16 protein-coding genes and 1 pseudogene are annotated in these 16,507 nt (G+C 72.1%); 12 read left to right on the forward strand and 5 right to left on the reverse strand.

Annotated features, from left to right (window positions below):
* Window positions 1-101 precede the first annotated feature (101 nt).
* On the forward strand, window positions 102-500 hold the full coding sequence (locus AB0L21_RS15425; protein WP_365784422.1) for a DUF4307 domain-containing protein: 399 nt from the start codon (window positions 102-104) through the stop codon (window positions 498-500).
* A gap of 199 nt (window positions 501-699) precedes the next feature.
* Entirely contained in the window at window positions 700-1,197 is a 498-nt protein-coding gene (greA, locus tag AB0L21_RS15430) for a transcription elongation factor GreA (RefSeq protein WP_030989689.1), read from the forward strand.
* 105 nt (window positions 1,198-1,302) lie between these two features.
* Here the strand turns inward: greA and AB0L21_RS15435 are convergent, their stop codons facing one another.
* The 3 genes from AB0L21_RS15435 to ilvA all read right to left on the reverse strand — a co-directional run bounded on the left by AB0L21_RS15435 (window position 1,303) and on the right by ilvA (window position 4,591).
* Window positions 1,303-2,154 (reverse strand): ABC transporter permease, encoded by an 852-nt coding sequence (locus AB0L21_RS15435; protein WP_365701584.1) that lies wholly within the window; start codon window positions 2,152-2,154, stop codon window positions 1,303-1,305.
* Complete coding sequence (locus AB0L21_RS15440) at window positions 2,151-3,134, reverse strand: ATP-binding cassette domain-containing protein (RefSeq protein ID WP_365701586.1); 984 nt, start codon at window positions 3,132-3,134, stop codon at window positions 2,151-2,153. Before AB0L21_RS15440 ends, AB0L21_RS15435 begins: the two co-directional genes overlap by 4 nt.
* 227 nt (window positions 3,135-3,361) lie before the next feature.
* Window positions 3,362-4,591 (reverse strand): threonine ammonia-lyase, encoded by a 1,230-nt coding sequence (gene ilvA / locus AB0L21_RS15445; RefSeq protein WP_365701588.1) that lies wholly within the window; start codon window positions 4,589-4,591, stop codon window positions 3,362-3,364.
* Between the two features lie 162 nt (window positions 4,592-4,753).
* Here ilvA and AB0L21_RS15450 point away from each other — a divergent pair, with 162 nt between their 5' ends.
* The 3 genes and pseudogenes from AB0L21_RS15450 to AB0L21_RS15460 all read left to right on the forward strand — a co-directional run bounded on the left by AB0L21_RS15450 (window position 4,754) and on the right by AB0L21_RS15460 (window position 6,571).
* Window positions 4,754-5,260 carry a MarR family transcriptional regulator gene (locus AB0L21_RS15450; protein ID WP_225826950.1) on the forward strand — a complete coding sequence of 169 codons (507 nt, stop codon included), beginning with the start codon at window positions 4,754-4,756 and terminating at the stop codon, window positions 5,258-5,260.
* A 460-nt stretch (window positions 5,261-5,720) separates the two neighbouring features.
* Window positions 5,721-6,225: pseudogene (locus tag AB0L21_RS15455) on the forward strand (sigma factor-like helix-turn-helix DNA-binding protein).
* A 97-nt stretch (window positions 6,226-6,322) separates the two neighbouring features.
* A complete protein-coding gene (locus AB0L21_RS15460) occupies window positions 6,323-6,571 on the forward strand; it encodes a hypothetical protein (protein ID WP_365784424.1) in 249 nt (82 codons plus the stop codon).
* Window positions 6,572-6,577: 6 nt separating this feature from the next.
* On the opposite strand, the gene AB0L21_RS15465 is transcribed toward AB0L21_RS15460, so the two are convergent.
* Window positions 6,578-7,735: a cystathionine gamma-synthase gene (locus AB0L21_RS15465; protein WP_365701594.1), complete on the reverse strand. Its 1,158-nt coding sequence runs from the start codon at window positions 7,733-7,735 to the stop codon at window positions 6,578-6,580.
* Window positions 7,736-7,911: 176 nt separating this feature from the next.
* Between AB0L21_RS15465 and AB0L21_RS15470 the strand changes: the two genes are divergently transcribed.
* The 7 genes from AB0L21_RS15470 to AB0L21_RS15500 all read left to right on the forward strand — a co-directional run bounded on the left by AB0L21_RS15470 (window position 7,912) and on the right by AB0L21_RS15500 (window position 15,332).
* Window positions 7,912-9,030 carry a hypothetical protein gene (locus AB0L21_RS15470; RefSeq protein WP_365784425.1) on the forward strand — a complete coding sequence of 373 codons (1,119 nt, stop codon included), beginning with the start codon at window positions 7,912-7,914 and terminating at the stop codon, window positions 9,028-9,030.
* A gap of 234 nt (window positions 9,031-9,264) precedes the next feature.
* On the forward strand, window positions 9,265-10,896 hold the full coding sequence (locus tag AB0L21_RS15475; protein ID WP_365784427.1) for a M48 family metalloprotease: 1,632 nt from the start codon (window positions 9,265-9,267) through the stop codon (window positions 10,894-10,896).
* A gap of 138 nt (window positions 10,897-11,034) precedes the next feature.
* Window positions 11,035-12,153, forward strand: coding sequence for a hypothetical protein (locus AB0L21_RS15480; protein WP_365784429.1), 1,119 nt, complete (start codon window positions 11,035-11,037; stop codon window positions 12,151-12,153).
* An 87-nt stretch (window positions 12,154-12,240) separates the two neighbouring features.
* Window positions 12,241-12,906, forward strand: coding sequence for a peptide-methionine (S)-S-oxide reductase MsrA (gene msrA / locus AB0L21_RS15485; protein ID WP_365784431.1), 666 nt, complete (start codon window positions 12,241-12,243; stop codon window positions 12,904-12,906).
* Window positions 12,907-13,170: 264 nt separating this feature from the next.
* Window positions 13,171-13,620 (forward strand): hypothetical protein, encoded by a 450-nt coding sequence (locus AB0L21_RS15490; protein ID WP_365784433.1) that lies wholly within the window; start codon window positions 13,171-13,173, stop codon window positions 13,618-13,620.
* A 176-nt stretch (window positions 13,621-13,796) separates the two neighbouring features.
* Window positions 13,797-14,522, forward strand: coding sequence for a hypothetical protein (locus AB0L21_RS15495; RefSeq protein WP_365784435.1), 726 nt, complete (start codon window positions 13,797-13,799; stop codon window positions 14,520-14,522).
* 282 nt (window positions 14,523-14,804) lie between these two features.
* On the forward strand, window positions 14,805-15,332 hold the full coding sequence (locus AB0L21_RS15500) for an iron chelate uptake ABC transporter family permease subunit (protein WP_365784495.1): 528 nt from the start codon (window positions 14,805-14,807) through the stop codon (window positions 15,330-15,332).
* Here AB0L21_RS15500 and AB0L21_RS15505 read toward each other — a convergent pair.
* On the reverse strand, window positions 15,299-16,339 hold the full coding sequence (locus AB0L21_RS15505) for an NAD(P)-dependent alcohol dehydrogenase (RefSeq protein ID WP_365701606.1): 1,041 nt from the start codon (window positions 16,337-16,339) through the stop codon (window positions 15,299-15,301). The genes AB0L21_RS15500 and AB0L21_RS15505 overlap by 34 nt on opposite strands.
* Window positions 16,340-16,507 lie beyond the last annotated feature (168 nt).

Below are 16,507 nucleotides of genomic sequence, written 5' to 3' on the forward strand. Positions count from 1 at the left end.
TGCCGTCCCGAACGTCGTTGAGGGGTGGCGGTCGGGTGGCGGGCGGGCGGCTTCTATAGTGACCGAATCGGGGGGCGAATAATTCCGCGGAGAGGACGATCATGAGTACCGCGAGCACGCGGCTGCCCGAGGGCCGCTACGGCCGTTCCTCGGATCAGCGCGCCGACCGCAAGCTCAAGATCGCCGGCTCGGTGCTGGGCGCGGTCCTGCTCGCACTGGTCGGCTTCTTCTTCTACCACTACGTCGCCGGGAACGAGATCAGCGCCGAGGTCATCACCTTCAAGGCGTCCGACGACGCGGTCCAGGTGCACCTGGAGGTCCGCAAGGACGCCGGCGCGTCCGGCTACTGCACCCTGCGCTCGCAGTCGGCCGACGGCGCCGAGGTGGGCCGGGCCGACTTCCGCTTCTCCGGGTCGTCCACACGGATCGACAAGGTCGTCACGCTGCGTACGACGGCCCAGGGGACGACGGCCGAGCTGCTGGGCTGTCACGCCGGCTGACACCCGGCGGACACGCGCGGGCACTGCCCGGTTCACCCGGAATGCGTAGGCGCTGACCTGCGTTGATGTGATTCTGATGGCTTATGTCCTCCCCCTTCCGGCGTTGAATTGTTAGGCTCGTGGTTTCGCCCATCCATGAGGGAACATTCTTCTGGGTAGGGCGATGCTTTGTATTCCCAGTACCGACGAGGAGCACCCTGTGACCCAGACCAGCGAGAACGTCACCTGGCTGACCCAGGAGGCGTACAACAAGCTCAAGGACGAGCTTGAGTACCTTACTGGTCCTGCGCGCACGGAGATCGCCGCCAAGATCGCGGCTGCGCGCGAGGAGGGCGACCTGCGTGAGAACGGCGGGTACCACGCGGCCAAGGAGGAGCAGGGCAAGCAGGAGCTGCGTGTGCGCCAGCTGACCCAGCTCCTCGAGAACGCCAAGGTCGGCGAGCCGCCGGCCGCGGACGGTGCCGTCGCGCCCGGCATGGTCGTCACGATCGCCTTCGACGGTGACGAGGACGACACGCTGACGTTCCTGCTCGCCTCGCGCGAGTACGCGAGCGCCGACATCGAGACCTACTCGCCGCAGTCCCCGCTCGGCGCGGGCGTCATCGGCCACAAGGTCGGCGAGGACGCGGAGTACGAGCTGCCGAACGGCAAGAAGGCCTCGGTCCGGATCCTGAAGGCCGAGCCGTACACGGGCTGATCCCGCCTCCTGGCCGGCTTCCGGCCCCCGGCGCCCTGAGGGCCGCCGGGGGCCTTGTCACGCCCCGGGCCGTCGCGCGGACCCGGGTCCGCCGCGGTGGTGCTGTCAGCCGGTCGCGGAGCGGTACTTGCGCACCGCGAGGGTGCGGAAGACCAGGATGATCACGACCGACCAGATCAGCGAGGCCAGGACCGGGTGCTGCATGGGCCAGGCGTCGGGTGTCCGGAAGCCCGGGGGAAGGTTGCCGAACAGCTCGCGGCAGGCCTGCACGGTGGCGCTGAACGGGTTCCACTCCGCTATGTGGCGCAGGAAGGCCGGCATCTGGTTCGCGTCCACGAACGCGTTCGAGATGAACGTCAGCGGAAACAGCCAGATGAGACCGCCCGAGGTCGCCGCCTCCGGAGTGCGCACGGACAGGCCGATGAGCGCGCCGATCCACGAGAACGCGTATCCGAGCAGCAGGAACAGGCCGAATCCGGCGAGCACCTTGCCGAAGTTCTCGTGCGTGCGCCAGCCGACCAGTACGGCGACGACCGCGAGGACGAGCAGCGTCAGCGCCGTCTGGACCAGGTCGGCGAGGGTGCGCCCGGTCAGGACCGCGCCGCGTGCCATGGGCAGGGAGCGGAACCGGTCGATGAGGCCCTTGTGCATGTCGTCGGCGATGCCCGCGCCGGCGCCCGCCGTGGCGAACGTGACCGTCTGGGCGAAGATGCCGGCCATCAGGAACTCGCGATAGGCCTGGGTGGAGCTGGACGAGCCGACCTGGATCGAGCCGCCGAACACGTAGGTGAACAGCACCACGAACATGATGGGCTGGATCAGCCCGAAGATCAGCATCTCGGGAATCCGGCCCATGCGGATCAGGTTCCGGCGGGCTATGACCAGTGAGTCGCGGACGGATCTGCCCACGGGGTTGCCGGGCGCCGCGACGGGCGCGGTCTCGGTGACGGCACTCATTTCACGGCCTCCTTGCCGTTCCGCTCGTCCTGGTCGGCGCTCTCCGCCGCGTGTCCGGTCAGGGACAGGAAGACGTCGTCGAGGGTGGGGCGGCGCAGCCCGACGTCGTCCATCTCGATCCCTCGCGAGTCCAGCTCGCGGATGACCTCGGCGAGCAGCTTGGCGCCGCCGGTGACGGGCACCGTGAGCTTGCGGGTGTGCTCCTCGACCGTGGTCTCGCCCTTGCCGAAGCCGCGCAGGACCTCCGCGGCAACGGCTATCTCCTCCCGCTCGTGCACCACGACCTCGACGCGCTCGCCGCCGGTGCGGGCCTTGAGCTGGTCGGAGGTGCCCTTGGCGATGACCCGGCCGTGGTCGACGACCGCGATGTCGTGGGCCAGGTGGTCGGCCTCTTCCAGATACTGCGTGGTCAGCAGCAGCGTCGTACCACCGGAGACGAGCTGCTTGATGACCTCCCACAGCTGCTGGCGGTTGCGCGGGTCGAGGCCCGTCGTCGGTTCGTCCATGAACATCACCGGGGGCGAGACCACGAGGGCCGCGGCGAGGTCCAGCCGGCGGCGCATGCCTCCGGAGTAGGTCTTGGCGGGCCGGTCGGCGGCGTCGGCGAGATGGAACTGCTCCAGCAGCTCCGACGCGCGCGCCTTGGCCGCCTTCGCCCGCATCTGGTACAGCTGCCCGACCATCTGCAGGTTCTCCCGGCCGGTCAGGTACTCGTCGACCGCCGCGAACTGGCCGGACAGGCCGATCGAGCGGCGCACGGCGTCGGGGTGCCGCAGCACGTCCACGCCGGCGACCACCGCCCTGCCGCTGTCGGGCCGCAGCAGGGTCGTCAGGCAGCGGACGGCCGTCGTCTTGCCGGCGCCGTTCGGCCCGAGGAGGCCGAGGACCGTGCCCTCGGGCACATCGAGGTCGACGCCGTCCAGTGCCCTTACGTCGCCGAAGGTCTTCACCAGACCTTCGGCATAGATGGCACCTGGCATATGTGTCTCCACGTCGTCGGGGATTTCAGGGACGGATTCTTCGCAAAGGCTAGGTTTGTTCGCCCGGCCGCGCCCGCGGTTTTCGCGGATGCCGATTCCGGTGTGCGCGGGTGCCGGCGTACGTGGACAGGCGGGCCGGCGACCACACTACACACCATAACGCGATGTATCGCGTCCCTCAAGAGACTTCACTCGAACAGGTGGGGGCCGTGGTCGGCCGCTGCGGGTCAGGGCATGACGGTGTAGCCGGCGTCCCGCAGGGCCCGGCCGACCTCGGCGCAGTGCACCGGGCCCTTCGTCTCCAGGTGCAGCTCCACCTCGGCCTCCGTGAGACCGAGCCGGGGGTCGGTGCGGACGTGACTCACGTCGAGGACGTTGGCGTCGACCGTCGACAGCACCCCGAGCAGCGTCGCGAGCGCGCCCGGCCGGTCCGTCAGCCGCAGCCGGACGGCCAGGTAGCGGCCCTGCGCGGCCATGCCGTGGCGCAGCACGCGCTGCATCAGCACCGGGTCGACGTTGCCGCCGGAGAGCACCGCGACGACCGGGCCCTCGAAGGCGTCCGGCGCGGCCAGCAGCGCCGCCACCGGGCTCGCCCCGGCCGGCTCCACGACCAGCTTGGCCCGCTCCAGGCACAGCAGCAGCGCCGCCGACAACTGGTCCTCGCTCACCGTGCGCACCTCGTCGACCAGCTCACCGACGATCCCGAACGGCACCACGCCGGGCCGCCCCACCTTGATGCCGTCGGCCATCGTCGCCGGGTTCAGCAACGACATCGGGCGCCCGGCGGCCAGCGAGGGCGGGTAACAGGCGGCCCCCTCCGCCTGCACGCCGACGATCCGCACGTCCGGCCGCAGCGCCTTCACCCCCACCGCGATACCCGCCGCGAGCCCGCCGCCACCCATGCCGACGACGATCGTGCGGACCTCCGGGCACTGCTCCAGGATCTCCAGCCCGACCGTGCCCTGGCCGGCGATCACGTCCGGGTGGTCGAAGGGGTGGATGAACACCGCGCCGGTCCCGGCGGCGTACTCCTGAGCGGCGGCCAGCGTCTCGTCGACCACCTGGCCGTGCAGGCGCACCTCGGCGCCGTACTCCCGGGTCGCGCTGATCTTCGGCAGCGGCGCGCCCTTCGGCATGAACACGGTCGCGTGCACACCGAGCAGCGAGGAGGCCAGCGCCACGCCCTGCGCGTGGTTGCCGGCGCTCGCGGCCACCACACCGGCCGCCCGCTCCTCCGGCAGCAGCCCGGCGATCCGCACGTAGGCGCCGCGCAGCTTGAACGAGCCGGTCCGCTGCAGGTTCTCGCACTTCAGGTGCACGGGCGCGCCGACCAGCTGGGACAGGTGCCGGCTGCCCTCCATGGCGGTCACCCGGGCCACCCCGGAGAGCATCTTCTGGGCGCCGCGCACATCATCGAGGGTCACGGAGCGCAAGGAGTCAGCCGTGCGATAGCTCATGACTCCAGGATCGCAGTTCACGTTCGCGTACGGCGGGTGTGACCAAGCAGCGAGACCGGTTTGTGCAGCGCTGGTACGGCTCGGCGCCGGGCCGCGTACCCTGTCCCCCAACCCAGCAGCCCTTCATGAAGCGAGCCTCCGGCCATGCCCACAACACCTGAAATGTCGATGGACATGACGACCGTCGGTGACACCGGTCTTCTCGACACCCTCCAGCACGAGGTGGCGGTGTTCGCCCGCCGTGCCGAACAGACGCGGCTCGGCGGCGTCGGCCAGGTGCGCAACTCCATGGACCGCGCCGCGTACCTGCTGCTCAACCGGCTCGACAAAGAAGGCCCGATGGGCGTCAAGGCGCTCGCCGCGAGCATGGGCATCGACTCCTCCACGGTCACCCGGCAGGTGGCGCCCCTCGTCGACACCGGGCTGGTCAAGCGCACCTCGCACCCGGAGGACGGGCGCGCGGTGGTGCTCCAGTTGTCGCCGCGCGGCGCCGCGCGGCTGGAGGAGGTGCGGTCGTCCCGGCGTCAGCTCATGGCCGAGCTGACACACGACTGGGCGCCGGAGGAGCGCGAGCAGTTCTGCACGCTCCTCACCCGCTTCAATCACGCGCTCTCCGCCCGGATGACGGTGCAGGGGGTTCCGGCGGCGGAGCAGCCCCCGGCCTCCTGACCGCGCACCGCCGCACAGCAGAGGCGCCGGGGTATTGACCCCGGCCCCGCCACTGGCCTGATATGAGACCGGGTCCGAAGAGGGGTTCGCCGGGGCAGGCGCGCAAGACCGGGTCCGGAGAGGGTTCGCCGGTGGGCTCCGGGCGGACGCCCGTCGGGGCAGAGGTGAGACAGGCTCCGCATGGGGGTTCGCCGGAGGCGGACACGCAAGACCGGCTCCAGCCGGGGCCCGCCGAGGGCAAGGCACGTAAGACACGTAAACAGGCTCCGCACAGGAGCCCGTCGAAGGCGGACACGCAAGACGGGCACCAGCCGGGACCCGCCGAGGGCAAGGCGCGTAAGGCAGGCTCCCGAGAGGGACCCCTCGTGGGCCGGCGCACGCGGCTCGCTCCGGACGGGGAGCCGGCGGTGCGAGGCGCGTGGGCCGGGTACGGAGCGGGACCCCGACGGGGGGAGGCGCGGTGGGTGATCGGCACGTGGCCCGTGATGCCCGCCGGGCCCGGGAGTTCGAGGCGTTCGTCGCGGGCGCGGCCGGGCGCCTGCTGCACGCCGCCATGCTGCTCACCGCGGAGGCGCCGGACGCCAACCCGCGCGCGCGGCGCCTGCTGACGCTCGCGCTCGCCCACACCTACGCCCGCTGGGACCGGCTGCGCGGCGAGGATCCGTACGACTGCGCCCGCCAGTACCTCGCCACCCGCTTCGCGCGCACCACCTGGCACCGGTACGGCGTCTTCGGCCGTGCCCGGCCGGATCCGCGCAGTCCGCTCGCCGCACTCGGGCCGCAGGAGCGACTGGTCCTCGTCCTGCGGTTCTACGAGGGTGTGGCCGAGGAGCAGACGGCGGCCCTGCTCGGCCTGCCCACGGAACGCGTCCACACCCTCTGCGACCGCGCGACGGCCGACGTACTGCACCCCGCCCGCACGGCCGCCCCCCCGCACGGCGGACACCGAGGTGGCACCGTCATGAGCCGCGCCGACGACCTCGTACGGCGCGTCCCCTCGCACGACCGCCACCAGGGCGGCTCCTTCGTGCGAAAGCGCCGGTCCGGCCGTGGGAGGTCGTGGTGAAACGGGGTGAGCGGGAGGCCGCTGTGCGGCGGATCATGGGGCAGGGCGGGGCCCCGGTGCCGCCGGAGCTGTACGGGGACGCGGTGCGGCGTGGGGAACGTCTGCTGCGGCAGCGGCGGCTCGTCCGCCGGGTGCTGTGGCTGCTGGCCTGCGTCGCGGCCGTCGCGTTCGCCGTGTGGGCGGCCGACGCCCACCCCTGGGTGGAGCCGCCCTCGCAGACGACCCCACCGCTCACCGGCTGGTGATCCCCGCTACTTGCCGAGGGCCTGCCGCAGGTCCTCCAGCAGATCGTCGACGTTCTCGATGCCGACCGACAGGCGCACCAGGTCGGCCGGGACCTCCAGCGCGGAGCCGGCCGCGGAGGCGTGCGTCATCCGGCCGGGGTGCTCGATGAGGGACTCCACCCCGCCGAGGGACTCGCCGAGGGTGAACACCTGGGCACGGTTGCACACGTCGACCGCGGCCTGCTCGCCGCCCTCGACCCGGAACGACACCATGCCGCCGAACGCCTTCATCTGCTTGGCGGCGACCTCGTGGCCGGGGTGCTCGGGCAGCCCCGGGTACAGCACGCTCGTCACACGCGCGTGCCGGGACAGCATGTCGGCGATCTTCGTGGCGTTCTCGCTGTGCCGGTCCATGCGCACCGCGAGGGTCTTGGTGCCGCGCAGCACCAGCCAGGAGTCGAAGGGGCCGGCGACGGCGCCCATCGCGTTCTGGTGGTAGGCCAGCTCCTCGCCGAGCGCCGGGTCGGAGACGATCAGCGCGCCGCCGACCACGTCGGAGTGACCGCCCATGTACTTGGTCAGGGAGTGCACGACGACATCGGCGCCGAGCGACAGCGGCTGCTGGAGATAGGGCGTGGCGAAGGTGTTGTCGACGACGAGCTTCGCGCCCGCGTCGTGGGCGACCTGGGCGACGGCGGCGATGTCGGTGATGCCGAGCAGCGGGTTGGAGGGGGTCTCCACCCAGACGGCCTTGGTCTTCGGGGTGATCGCGGCCCGCACGGCCGCCGGGTCGCTGGTGTCGGCGACCGACCACTCCACCCCCCAGCGGGTGGCGACCTTGGCGAAGAGCCGGAAGGTGCCGCCATAGGCGTCGTTCGGGATCACCACGTGGTCGCCGGGGGTGAGGAGCGTACGCAGCAGGGTGTCCTCGGCCGCCAGGCCGGACGCGAAGGCGAGGCCGCGCCGGCCGCCCTCCAGCGCGGCGAGGTTCTCCTCCAGGGCGGTCCGGGTCGGGTTGGCGCTACGGCTGTACTCGTAGCCGCCGCGGAGCCCGCCGACGCCGTCCTGCTTGTAGGTCGAGACCTGGTAGATCGGCGGGACGACCGCGCCGGTGAGGGGATCCGCGGTGTTGCCCGCGTGGATCGCGAGGGTCTCGAAGTGCTGACTGATGTGCCTGTCGCTCATGTGCACCGAGCGTAATGCGCCCGGCGGGATCCTGACGCCCGCCATGAGGTCTGGCCGTGCCGCGCAATGTCGCTGTCACGCTCCGGACCGTCCCGCTGTCATGCCCCCGTCCGGAGTTGTCCACAGCCTGGCGGCGGGGTTCGCCAATTGTCGGCGGCGTCTGGTTCGCTTGAGGCATGTCGATTCTCTGGCTGCTCATGGCGCTGCTCCTGCTGAGCTTCGTGCTGTTCCCGGTCATACGGCGCAGGCGCGGGGTGATCGAGCAGGTTCCCCCGGGGCACCCGGACGCCGCCGACCCCGCGGCCTACGGCTTCGTGCCCCAGGAGGAGCTGGACGTGCGCCTGCCCGGCCCCGACGAGGACCTGCTCCAGGTCCTGGAGCTGGTGCAGCGCACCCAGGACTACCGGGCCGCCGCGCAGCTGCTGGCCGGCACCGAGTCCGAGGGCGAGCGGCGCTGGCAGCGGGTGCAGGCCTTCGCCGGTGCCGCCGCGCTGGAGCTGCAGCAGCGGCCCGGCGGGGTGCACGAGACGCCGGGCGGCCAGTGGTTGCGGGTGTGGCGGGCCGAGCAGCCCAAGGACGCGGGAGGCGCCGCCGTCCACGCGGAGTTCCTGGTGCAGCAGGCCTGGCGGACGTCGACGCCGGGCACGGACGACTTCCGGATCATCATGGAGGAGGCGCGGGAGGCCTGTGCGCAGGCGGCCCTGCTGGCTCCCGGTGACCCCGTGCCCTACGTCGCAGAGCTGTCCATCGCGCGCGGACTGGCCTATTCCCAGGCCGAGTTCGACCAGCTGTGGCTGAAGATCCTCGACCGCGCCCCGCATCACATGGGCGCGCATCTGGCCGCGCTGCACTACTGGTGCGAGAAGTGGCACGGCTCGCGCGAGCAGGCGTACTCCTTCGCGGAGGCCGCCGCGGCCCGCGCTCCGGAGGGTTCGCTGCTCGCCGCGCTGCCGCTGTTCGCCGTGTTCGAGCACCTGCCGGAGGTGAACCTGGTCGCGAGCTTCTACCAGAGCGAGGTCGTCACCAAGGCGATCCACGGCGCGCTGCACGCGGTGCACGCGGCCGACCCCGACGACCCGACGCTGCCGCACGTCCGGCATCTGCTGCTCTTCTTCCTGGTCCGCGCCGAGCGCTGGGCGGAGGCCATGCAGCAGCTGATACACATCGACGGTCACGTCGGCGCGCTGCCGTGGACCCTGTTCACCGACCCGGCCGCCGAGTTCGCCCTGCACCGCGCGCTGGCGGTGGCCGGTTACGAGGCCAACGGCGGCAACCCGGCCAGCCTCCCCGGCTGATCCGGCCCACCGACCCCGCTTGCCCGGGACCACCACGCCGTTCCCTTCCACACCACCCGCATTGCCCTTCTGACCTGCGGTAGGGCATACTCCGGCATCCCCCCACAGCGCACCACCCGCACCACGAAGCACCACCGCCGGCACCACCAAGCACCACCCGCGACCGACCGGCCCGCCGCCGGTCCGGCGCTCCGCCATGTCCCTTTTCTGAGGTCCTGTGGGGGGATCTGCCCGATGGGCGCAACTCTGCGCGCGCTGCGCGCCCTCGTCCTGCTGCTCGGCTTCTATCTGCTGAGCCTCGTTCTGCTCGCCGCGCTGATCGGCATCGACGTCCTCGTGTTCAGCTGGGGACACGGCCCGCTCACGGCGAAGGTCGGCTTCGTCACGGTGCTGCTGGCCATCCCCGTCGTCCGCGGCATGGTCATGCTGCGCACCCCGAAGGGCGAGGACGGCCCCGGCATCCCCGTCACCGATGCCGACGAGCCCCGCCTGTGGGCGCTGGTCCGGGAGCTGGCCGCGGCGGCCGGCACCCGCGCGCCCGACCGGATCCTGCTCACCGGCGAGGTCAACGCGGCCGTCAGCGAGCATCCGCGGCTGCTCGGCCTGCTCCCCGGCCCGCGCCGGCTCTACCTCGGCGTCCCGCTGCTGACCGGCCTGACCGAGGCTCAGCTGCGATCCGTACTCGCCCATGAGTTCGGGCACTTCACCGGCGGGGACACCCGGCTCTCCGCGCTGGTCGTGCGCGGGCGCGTGCAGATCGGCCGGGTCATCGGCCAGTTCCACGAGAAGGCCGACGACAAGGTGGCCGCCGACCGGGCCCGGCAGGAGCGGGCGTCCGCCAAGCGGGTCGCCAAGGGCAAGAAGGCCAAGCAAGTCGACACGACCGGCGTCGGAGCGACGTACCGGACGATGGCGAAGATCTACACCGCGTACGGCAAGCTCTACCTGCGTGCCTCCCTCTCCACCGCGCGCGGCCAGGAGTTCGCCGCCGACCTGACCCCCGCCCGGATCGCCGGACGTGACGCGACCGCGTCGGCGCTGCGCGAGATCCCGGTCCTGTCCACCTCCCACGACTTCTACCTGGAGTCCTACGCCACCCTCGGTCTGCAGGCCCGGCTGCTGCCGCCGCGCGGCGAGTTCTTCGGCGGCTTCGGCCGGCTGCTGACGGCCCGTGAACTGGAGCTGGCGGGGCTCCGCTCAAAGCTGCCGGAGGAGCCGGCCGGGCCGTACGACTCGCACCCGCCGATCGCCGAGCGGGTGCGCCGGATCGAGGCACTGCCCGCCGACGGCCGCGCCGACGAAGCCAAGGGGGCGGCGCTGGCCCTGCTGACCGACCCGGCGCGCACCCTGGCAGCCCTGGAGGACGCCGTCCTCGCCGACGAGCTGCTCCGCTACCCGCGCGCGGCCGGCTGGGAGGAGCTGCTGGACACCTCGATGGCCACGGGCCTGTCGGCGGCGCAGACCCCGCTGCACCGGGCGCTGGCCCAGTACACCGGGCAGCCGGCGACGCTGTCCGTGCTGCTGGACGTCATCGACGACGGCCGGCTGTGGCGGCTGGCCGAGCAGCTGCCGCTGTCGCAGGAGGCGGCTGCCGCGAAGGGGCGGGCGTTCCGCGAGTTCGTACGGCCCGTGCTGCGCCGCTCGCTGCGCACCATGGTGCTGGCCGAGTTCAGCTCCCGTTCGCTGCTGCACTGGGAGTTCTCCTGGTCCCGCCCGGCGACGGTGCGGCTGCCCGGCTGGGGCTCGGAGACACAGGACGACGGCCCGGAGGCGGCACTGGAGGCGGCCGTCGAGGCGGCACTCGCCGACCACCCCGACACCACACAGCTGCGGGCGCTGCTGCCGCCGGCGACCCAGAACGCCTGACGGGCCGTGGGCCTGCCGCCTCTCCGGCAGGCTCGCGCCGCCCCACCCACTGCCGTACCTCTTTCCCTCCCCCTGCTGCGCCAGCCCGCCGCTGTCCCGAACCCGCCGCTGTCCCCGAAACGAACGGACCGACCCCCGATGACCGTCCTCTTCTGGATCCTGGGCATCCTGGCCGTGCCCACGCTGATCTTCGTGCTGTGGCTGGCCTGGGTGTTCCTGAGAGAGCTGTTCCACCCGAGCCCCGACGACGACGCGGAGGCGACCGAGGCCGCGGAAGCCGCGCAGGCCGCGGAGAAGCTCGGGCTGCTGCCCGCAGAGCGGCAGAACACCGACCTCGCCGCGCCCCTGCCGGCGGAGTGGACCGCCGCGCTCACCGCGGTGCGCGGCGGTGACTGGCGGCCGGCCGCCGACCTGCTCGCGGCGATCGGCCCGGACTGGGACCGCCGGTCGGCGCTCACGTACCTGCTGGCGGACCGCGCTGCCGAGGAGGACGCGTGGCTGCTGGCGTGGGAGGCCGAGCGGCGTGACGATCCGGACGCGGCCGTCGTCCGGGCACGCAGCACGGTGATCCTCGCCTGGAAGCTGCGCGGCGCGAAGACGGCCCAGTACACGACCCGCGAGCAGGCCGAGGGCTTCCACCGCACGCTGGTCTCCGCCCGTGACGAGATCGCCCGGGCTGCGGCGCTGAACCCGGACGACCCGACGCCGTACATCGCGGAGATATGGGTGGCGCTGGGCCTCGGCTATCCGAACGCCGAGATGGACAAGCTGTGGGCGGAGGTCACCGCCCGTGCCCCGCACCACTACGAGGCCCACTTCTCGGCGCTCCAGTACTGGTGCGCCAAGTGGCGCGGCTCGCAGCGGCTGGCCTTCGAGTTCGCCGAGCGGGCGGCCACGGACGCGCCGCTGGGCAGCCTGCTGACGGCGCTGCCGCTCATCGCGCACTTCGAGCACGACGACTCGGAGGACACCGCGGCCGACAACACGCCGGAGATGCTGGCCCGGGTCGAGGCGGCGCTCCGGGACGCCGCGGCGGCGGACCCGTCCCACCCGCGGCTGCCGGAGCTGCGGCACCTGCTGGCGTTCTACCTGCACCTCCAGGACCGCAACGAGGCGGCGCTGGAGCAGTTCAAGCTGGTGGACGGCCATGTGAACGCGCTGCCGTGGCGCTACCGGGGTGACATGGCCGGGTACTACTGCCAGGTCCGCAACACCGTGGTGCGGGCGGTGCAGGAGGCCGCGGCGGCGCCTGCCTGACCGGAATGCGGCGGGTCTCCCGGACGTTGTACGGGCTGCCGGCCGGCCAGGCCGCCGGCCCCCACCCCAGACCGACAGGGAGACCCCATGCTCTTCGGCCGCACGCCCCAGCTGCCCACCCCCGAGCAGGCACTCAAGGGCCGCCCCGCACTCGCCTACCAGGTCCCCGACCGGCACACCGTTCTCGGCACCCCGCTGCTCGGCCCGTACCCGGAGGGCCTGGAGGTCGCCGACTTCGGCCTGGGCTGTTTCTGGGGCGCGGAGCGCAAGTTCTGGCAGCTCCCGGCGGGCGTGTACACGACCCTGGTCGGCTACCAGGGCGGCTACACCGAGAACCCGACGTACGAGGAGGTCTGCTCGGGCCTGACCGGTCACACGGAGGCGGTCCGCGTGGTCTACGACCCGCGCCAGATCTCGTACGACCGTCTCCTCAAGACCTTCTGGGAGTCCCACGACCCGACGCAGGGCTTCCGTCAGGGCAATGACGTGGGCACCCAGTACCGCTCGGCGATCTACACCCACACCCCGGAGCAGGCGGCCACGGCACAGGCCTCCCGCGAGGCCTACCAGAAGGTCCTGACCTCCTCCGGCTACGGCACGATCACCACGGAGATCCTCCCGGCGCAGGGCCGCCCCTTCTACCCGGCCGAGGCGTACCACCAGCAGTACCTCGACAAGAACCCCGCAGGCTACTGCGGCCTGGGCGGCACCGGCGTGTCCTGCCCGATCGGGGTCGCCAAGGCCCAGGGCTGACATCGCGGGTGGGCTGCCGAGCCCACGCGCGCGCAGGGTTCGCGACGAGCGGTCGCCACTTGCCCGACGGCACATCACGTTTGCCGTCGGGCATTGCTGTCCGCCACGCTTGAAGCGACCTGGCCCGTCTCGCTGCGTCGGCGGTCCCGAGCCGGCGGCCCGGCTGCGGTCGCGGGAGGAGTGTCCGTGAGCGGGCGTCTTTTCGCTCGCCATACGGAGTTGTGCGGCGGACGGAGGGTCGCGTCTTCCCGGCAGAGTGGGGGGATGGAAGACGCCACGAGGAGGCCGGTCAGATCTCATAGGCGGCGACGCTTCGAGGCCGTGCACAAATGGTCTGCCACGGCTGCCGCTGTCGTCGCCCTGGCTGTTTCGCTGTACAACTTCTTCGAGCTACGGCGGTCACCGACCGTGGACGTGACCCTTCCTCACTTGATTCGCCTGGAAAAGGTGGGCCATGGCGTGCGGCTCTATGTACAGCCAACAGTGTCCACCCGGCTGAAGAGCGAGAAAGTCGAAGTGATCCGTGACGCGCTTTTGCAGCTCACCCCTACCGGCTCCATCTCCTCTTCGAAGAAGCCGGCCTTCTATTGGAGGCAGAGCGTTGCATGGAGGTACGACCCTGCTACAGACACAGTGAACAACACCTGGAGCAGCGATCCCGCCCCCTTCATCGTCGGTCAGGACCAACCCCGACAGCCACCGCTTCTTCCGTAACGATCTGCCCCAATTCGCGTCCTCCGCCTCGCCGGACTGCTACCGAAGGGACGCCGACACGGAAGATTGAGGTCGCGTACGCGACGCCGGCGGCTAATTCGGGCGACGGCCGCCGGTCCGCCCCGTAGATTCGCTCCTCATGCCGAGAGCGATCGACATGGAGCGAAGGGGAGGGCATGGGCAGTCGGGTTTTTCTCATCGGTGGGGGCTGGGACCACGCTGAGGCGTACGAGCCGTTCCTGCGGGAACTGGGCGGCGAGCGCCGGGTGGGGTGTCTGATCCTCGACGAGGGCGACGGGGCCGCGCAGTTCGAGCGGTACACGGCGGCACTGCGGAAGGCCGGGCCGCCGTGCACGCCGGTGCCGTTGCTCGTGCCGCTCGGCGGCCGGTTCGAGCCGGAGGCCGTGCTGGACGGGATCGACGGGCTGCTGGTGTGCGGTGGGCTCACGCCCGCGTACCAGGACGCGCTCGCGGACTGCCTTGAGCGGCTGCCGGCGCTGCTGGCCGCGCGCGGGATGCCGTACGCCGGCTTCTCCGCAGGTGCCGCCGTGGCCGCGCGGCGGGCCGTGGTCGGCGGGTGGCTGCTGGACGGGGTTCCGGTGTGCCCGGAGGAGACCGGGGAGGATCTGGCGGAGGTCGAGGTACGGGCGGGGCTCGGCCTGGTGCCGTTCGCGGTGGACGTGCACGCGGCCCAGTGGGGCACGCTGGCGCGCCTGGTGTCGGCGGTCGCGCGGGGGGACGCGCCGTACGGGGTCGCCGTGGACGAGAACACGCTGCTCATGGTGGGAGACGGCGAGGCACGGGTGACGGGCGCCGGGCGGGCCCATGTGGTGCGGCCCGCGCCGGACGGGGGCGTGGTCGTACGGGCCTACGGCACCGGGGAGGGCTTCGGGGTCGAGTGACGCGGGGGCCGGGGCGGCGTCGGCGTGGCCCTGTCGGCCGTCGTGCAGCCGTGTCTCCAGGTCAGGCGCGGCTCACCGGAAGCCTGAACGGCCGGGGGTGTGCGCAGGCGGTGCCGTCGGCGGTGCTGCCGGCCGGCTGAGTGCCGGGGTGGGTGTGGGGGGCGGGTCGCCGGGGCGCCGGTGTTCGGGACGAGACCGTGGCCGGGCCCGGGGTCCATGTGGACCGGGTGCGGCTCGGGCTGACCGTGCTCGGCGTCGACCCTCGCGGTCGCTTTCGTCGCGCTGACCGCGCCCCAGCTCGCCCACCGTCTCACCCGCACCTCGCCGCACCTCGCGCCCCGCACCCGGCCCTTGCTGTGCTCAGCGCCGACGGGTGCGGTGGTGCTCGTGGCCGTCGACCTCGCGACGCGCGCCCGGCTGCCACCGCCGGAGGTGCCGGCCGGCGCGCTCACGGCGCTGGTCGGCGGACCGTGGCTGCCGTGGCTGCCGTGGCTGCCGTGGCTGCCGTGGCTGCCGTGGCTGCCGTGGCTGCCGAGCCACGGTCTGCTGTCGCTGCCAACCACGGTCTGCCGTGGCTGCCGAACCACGGCCCACCGCCGCTGCCGAACCACGGCCCACCGCCGCTGCCGAGCCACGGTCTGCTGTCGCTGCCAAGCCGCGCCCCGACCCGGCCGACGGCCGGATGGCGACTGCCGAGCCGCAACCCCACCCCACCCCTGCCAACGGCCCGGCCCCGGCCGGCAACCCCGCCAACAGCCCCGCCCCCGCCGACGGAGTCAGATCGTGGCCGTGTCGATCACGAAGCGGTAGCGGACGTCGCTCGCCAGTACGCGCTCGTACGCCTCGTTGACCTCGGCGGCGCTGATCAGCTCGATCTCGGCGCCGATGCCGTGCTCGGCGCAGAAGTCCAGCATCTCCTGCGTCTCGCGGATGCCGCCGATCATGGAGCCGGCGAGGGTCTTGCGGCCGCCGATCACCGAGAACAGGTTGAGCGAGACGGGCTCTTCGGGGGCGCCCACGTTCACCAGGGCGCCGTCCACCTTCAGCAGCGACAGCAGGGCCCCGAAGTCCATCGGCGCGGACACGGTCGAGACGATCAGGTCGAAGGTGCCGGCCAGTTCCTCGAAGGTCTTCGGGTCGCTGGTGGCGTGGTAGTGGTCGGCGCCCAGCTTGAGGCCGTCGTCCTTCTTGCGCAGGGACTGGGACAGGACCGTCACCTCGGCACCCATGGCGTGCGCGATCTTGACGGCCATGTGGCCGAGTCCGCCGAGGCCGACGACCGCGACCTTCTTGCCGGGGCCCGCGTTCCAGTGGCGCAGCGGGGAGTACGTGGTGATGCCCGCGCACAGCAGCGGCGCGGCGACGTCCAGGGACAGCCCGTCGGGGATGCGGACGACGTAGTTCTCGTCGACGACGATCTTCTCGGAGTAGCCGCCGTAGGTGGGCTCGCCGTCCTTGCCGACGGCGTTGTAGGTGCCGACCATGCCGTTGAGGCAGTACTGCTCCTCGCCGCGCAGGCAGTTCTCGCACGCGCGGCAGGAGTCGACCATGCAGCCGACCCCGACCCGGTCGCCGGCCTGGAACCTGGTCACGCCGGGGCCGACCTCGGCGACGACACCCGCGATCTCGTGGCCGGGGACCATCGGGAAGATCGCCTCGCCCCAGCCCTCGCGGGCCTGGTGGATGTCGGAGTGGCAGATACCGGCGAACTTGATGTCGATCAGGACGTCGTACTCGCCGACCGCGCGTCGCTCGATGGTCGTCCGCTCCAGCGGGGCCTTCGCGGCGGGCGCGGCGTATGCGGCAACAGTGGTCATGCGGAGGATCTCCTAGCGGGGGGTCTCGCGCCCGGCTGCCTTCCTGCCGGGCACGGTGTCCAGCCTCCCGCGCGAGGCGCCCCCCACCCAGACCACGCTTTTGCGTACGACCGCCGTTCCTACCACCGACGGGGTCAGGTTCCTGCGCCTACGACCAGGAATACTGGA

The sequence above is a fragment of the Streptomyces sp. NPDC052721 genome, from assembly GCF_040678315.1.
Lineage (GTDB): Bacteria > Actinomycetota > Actinomycetes > Streptomycetales > Streptomycetaceae > Streptomyces.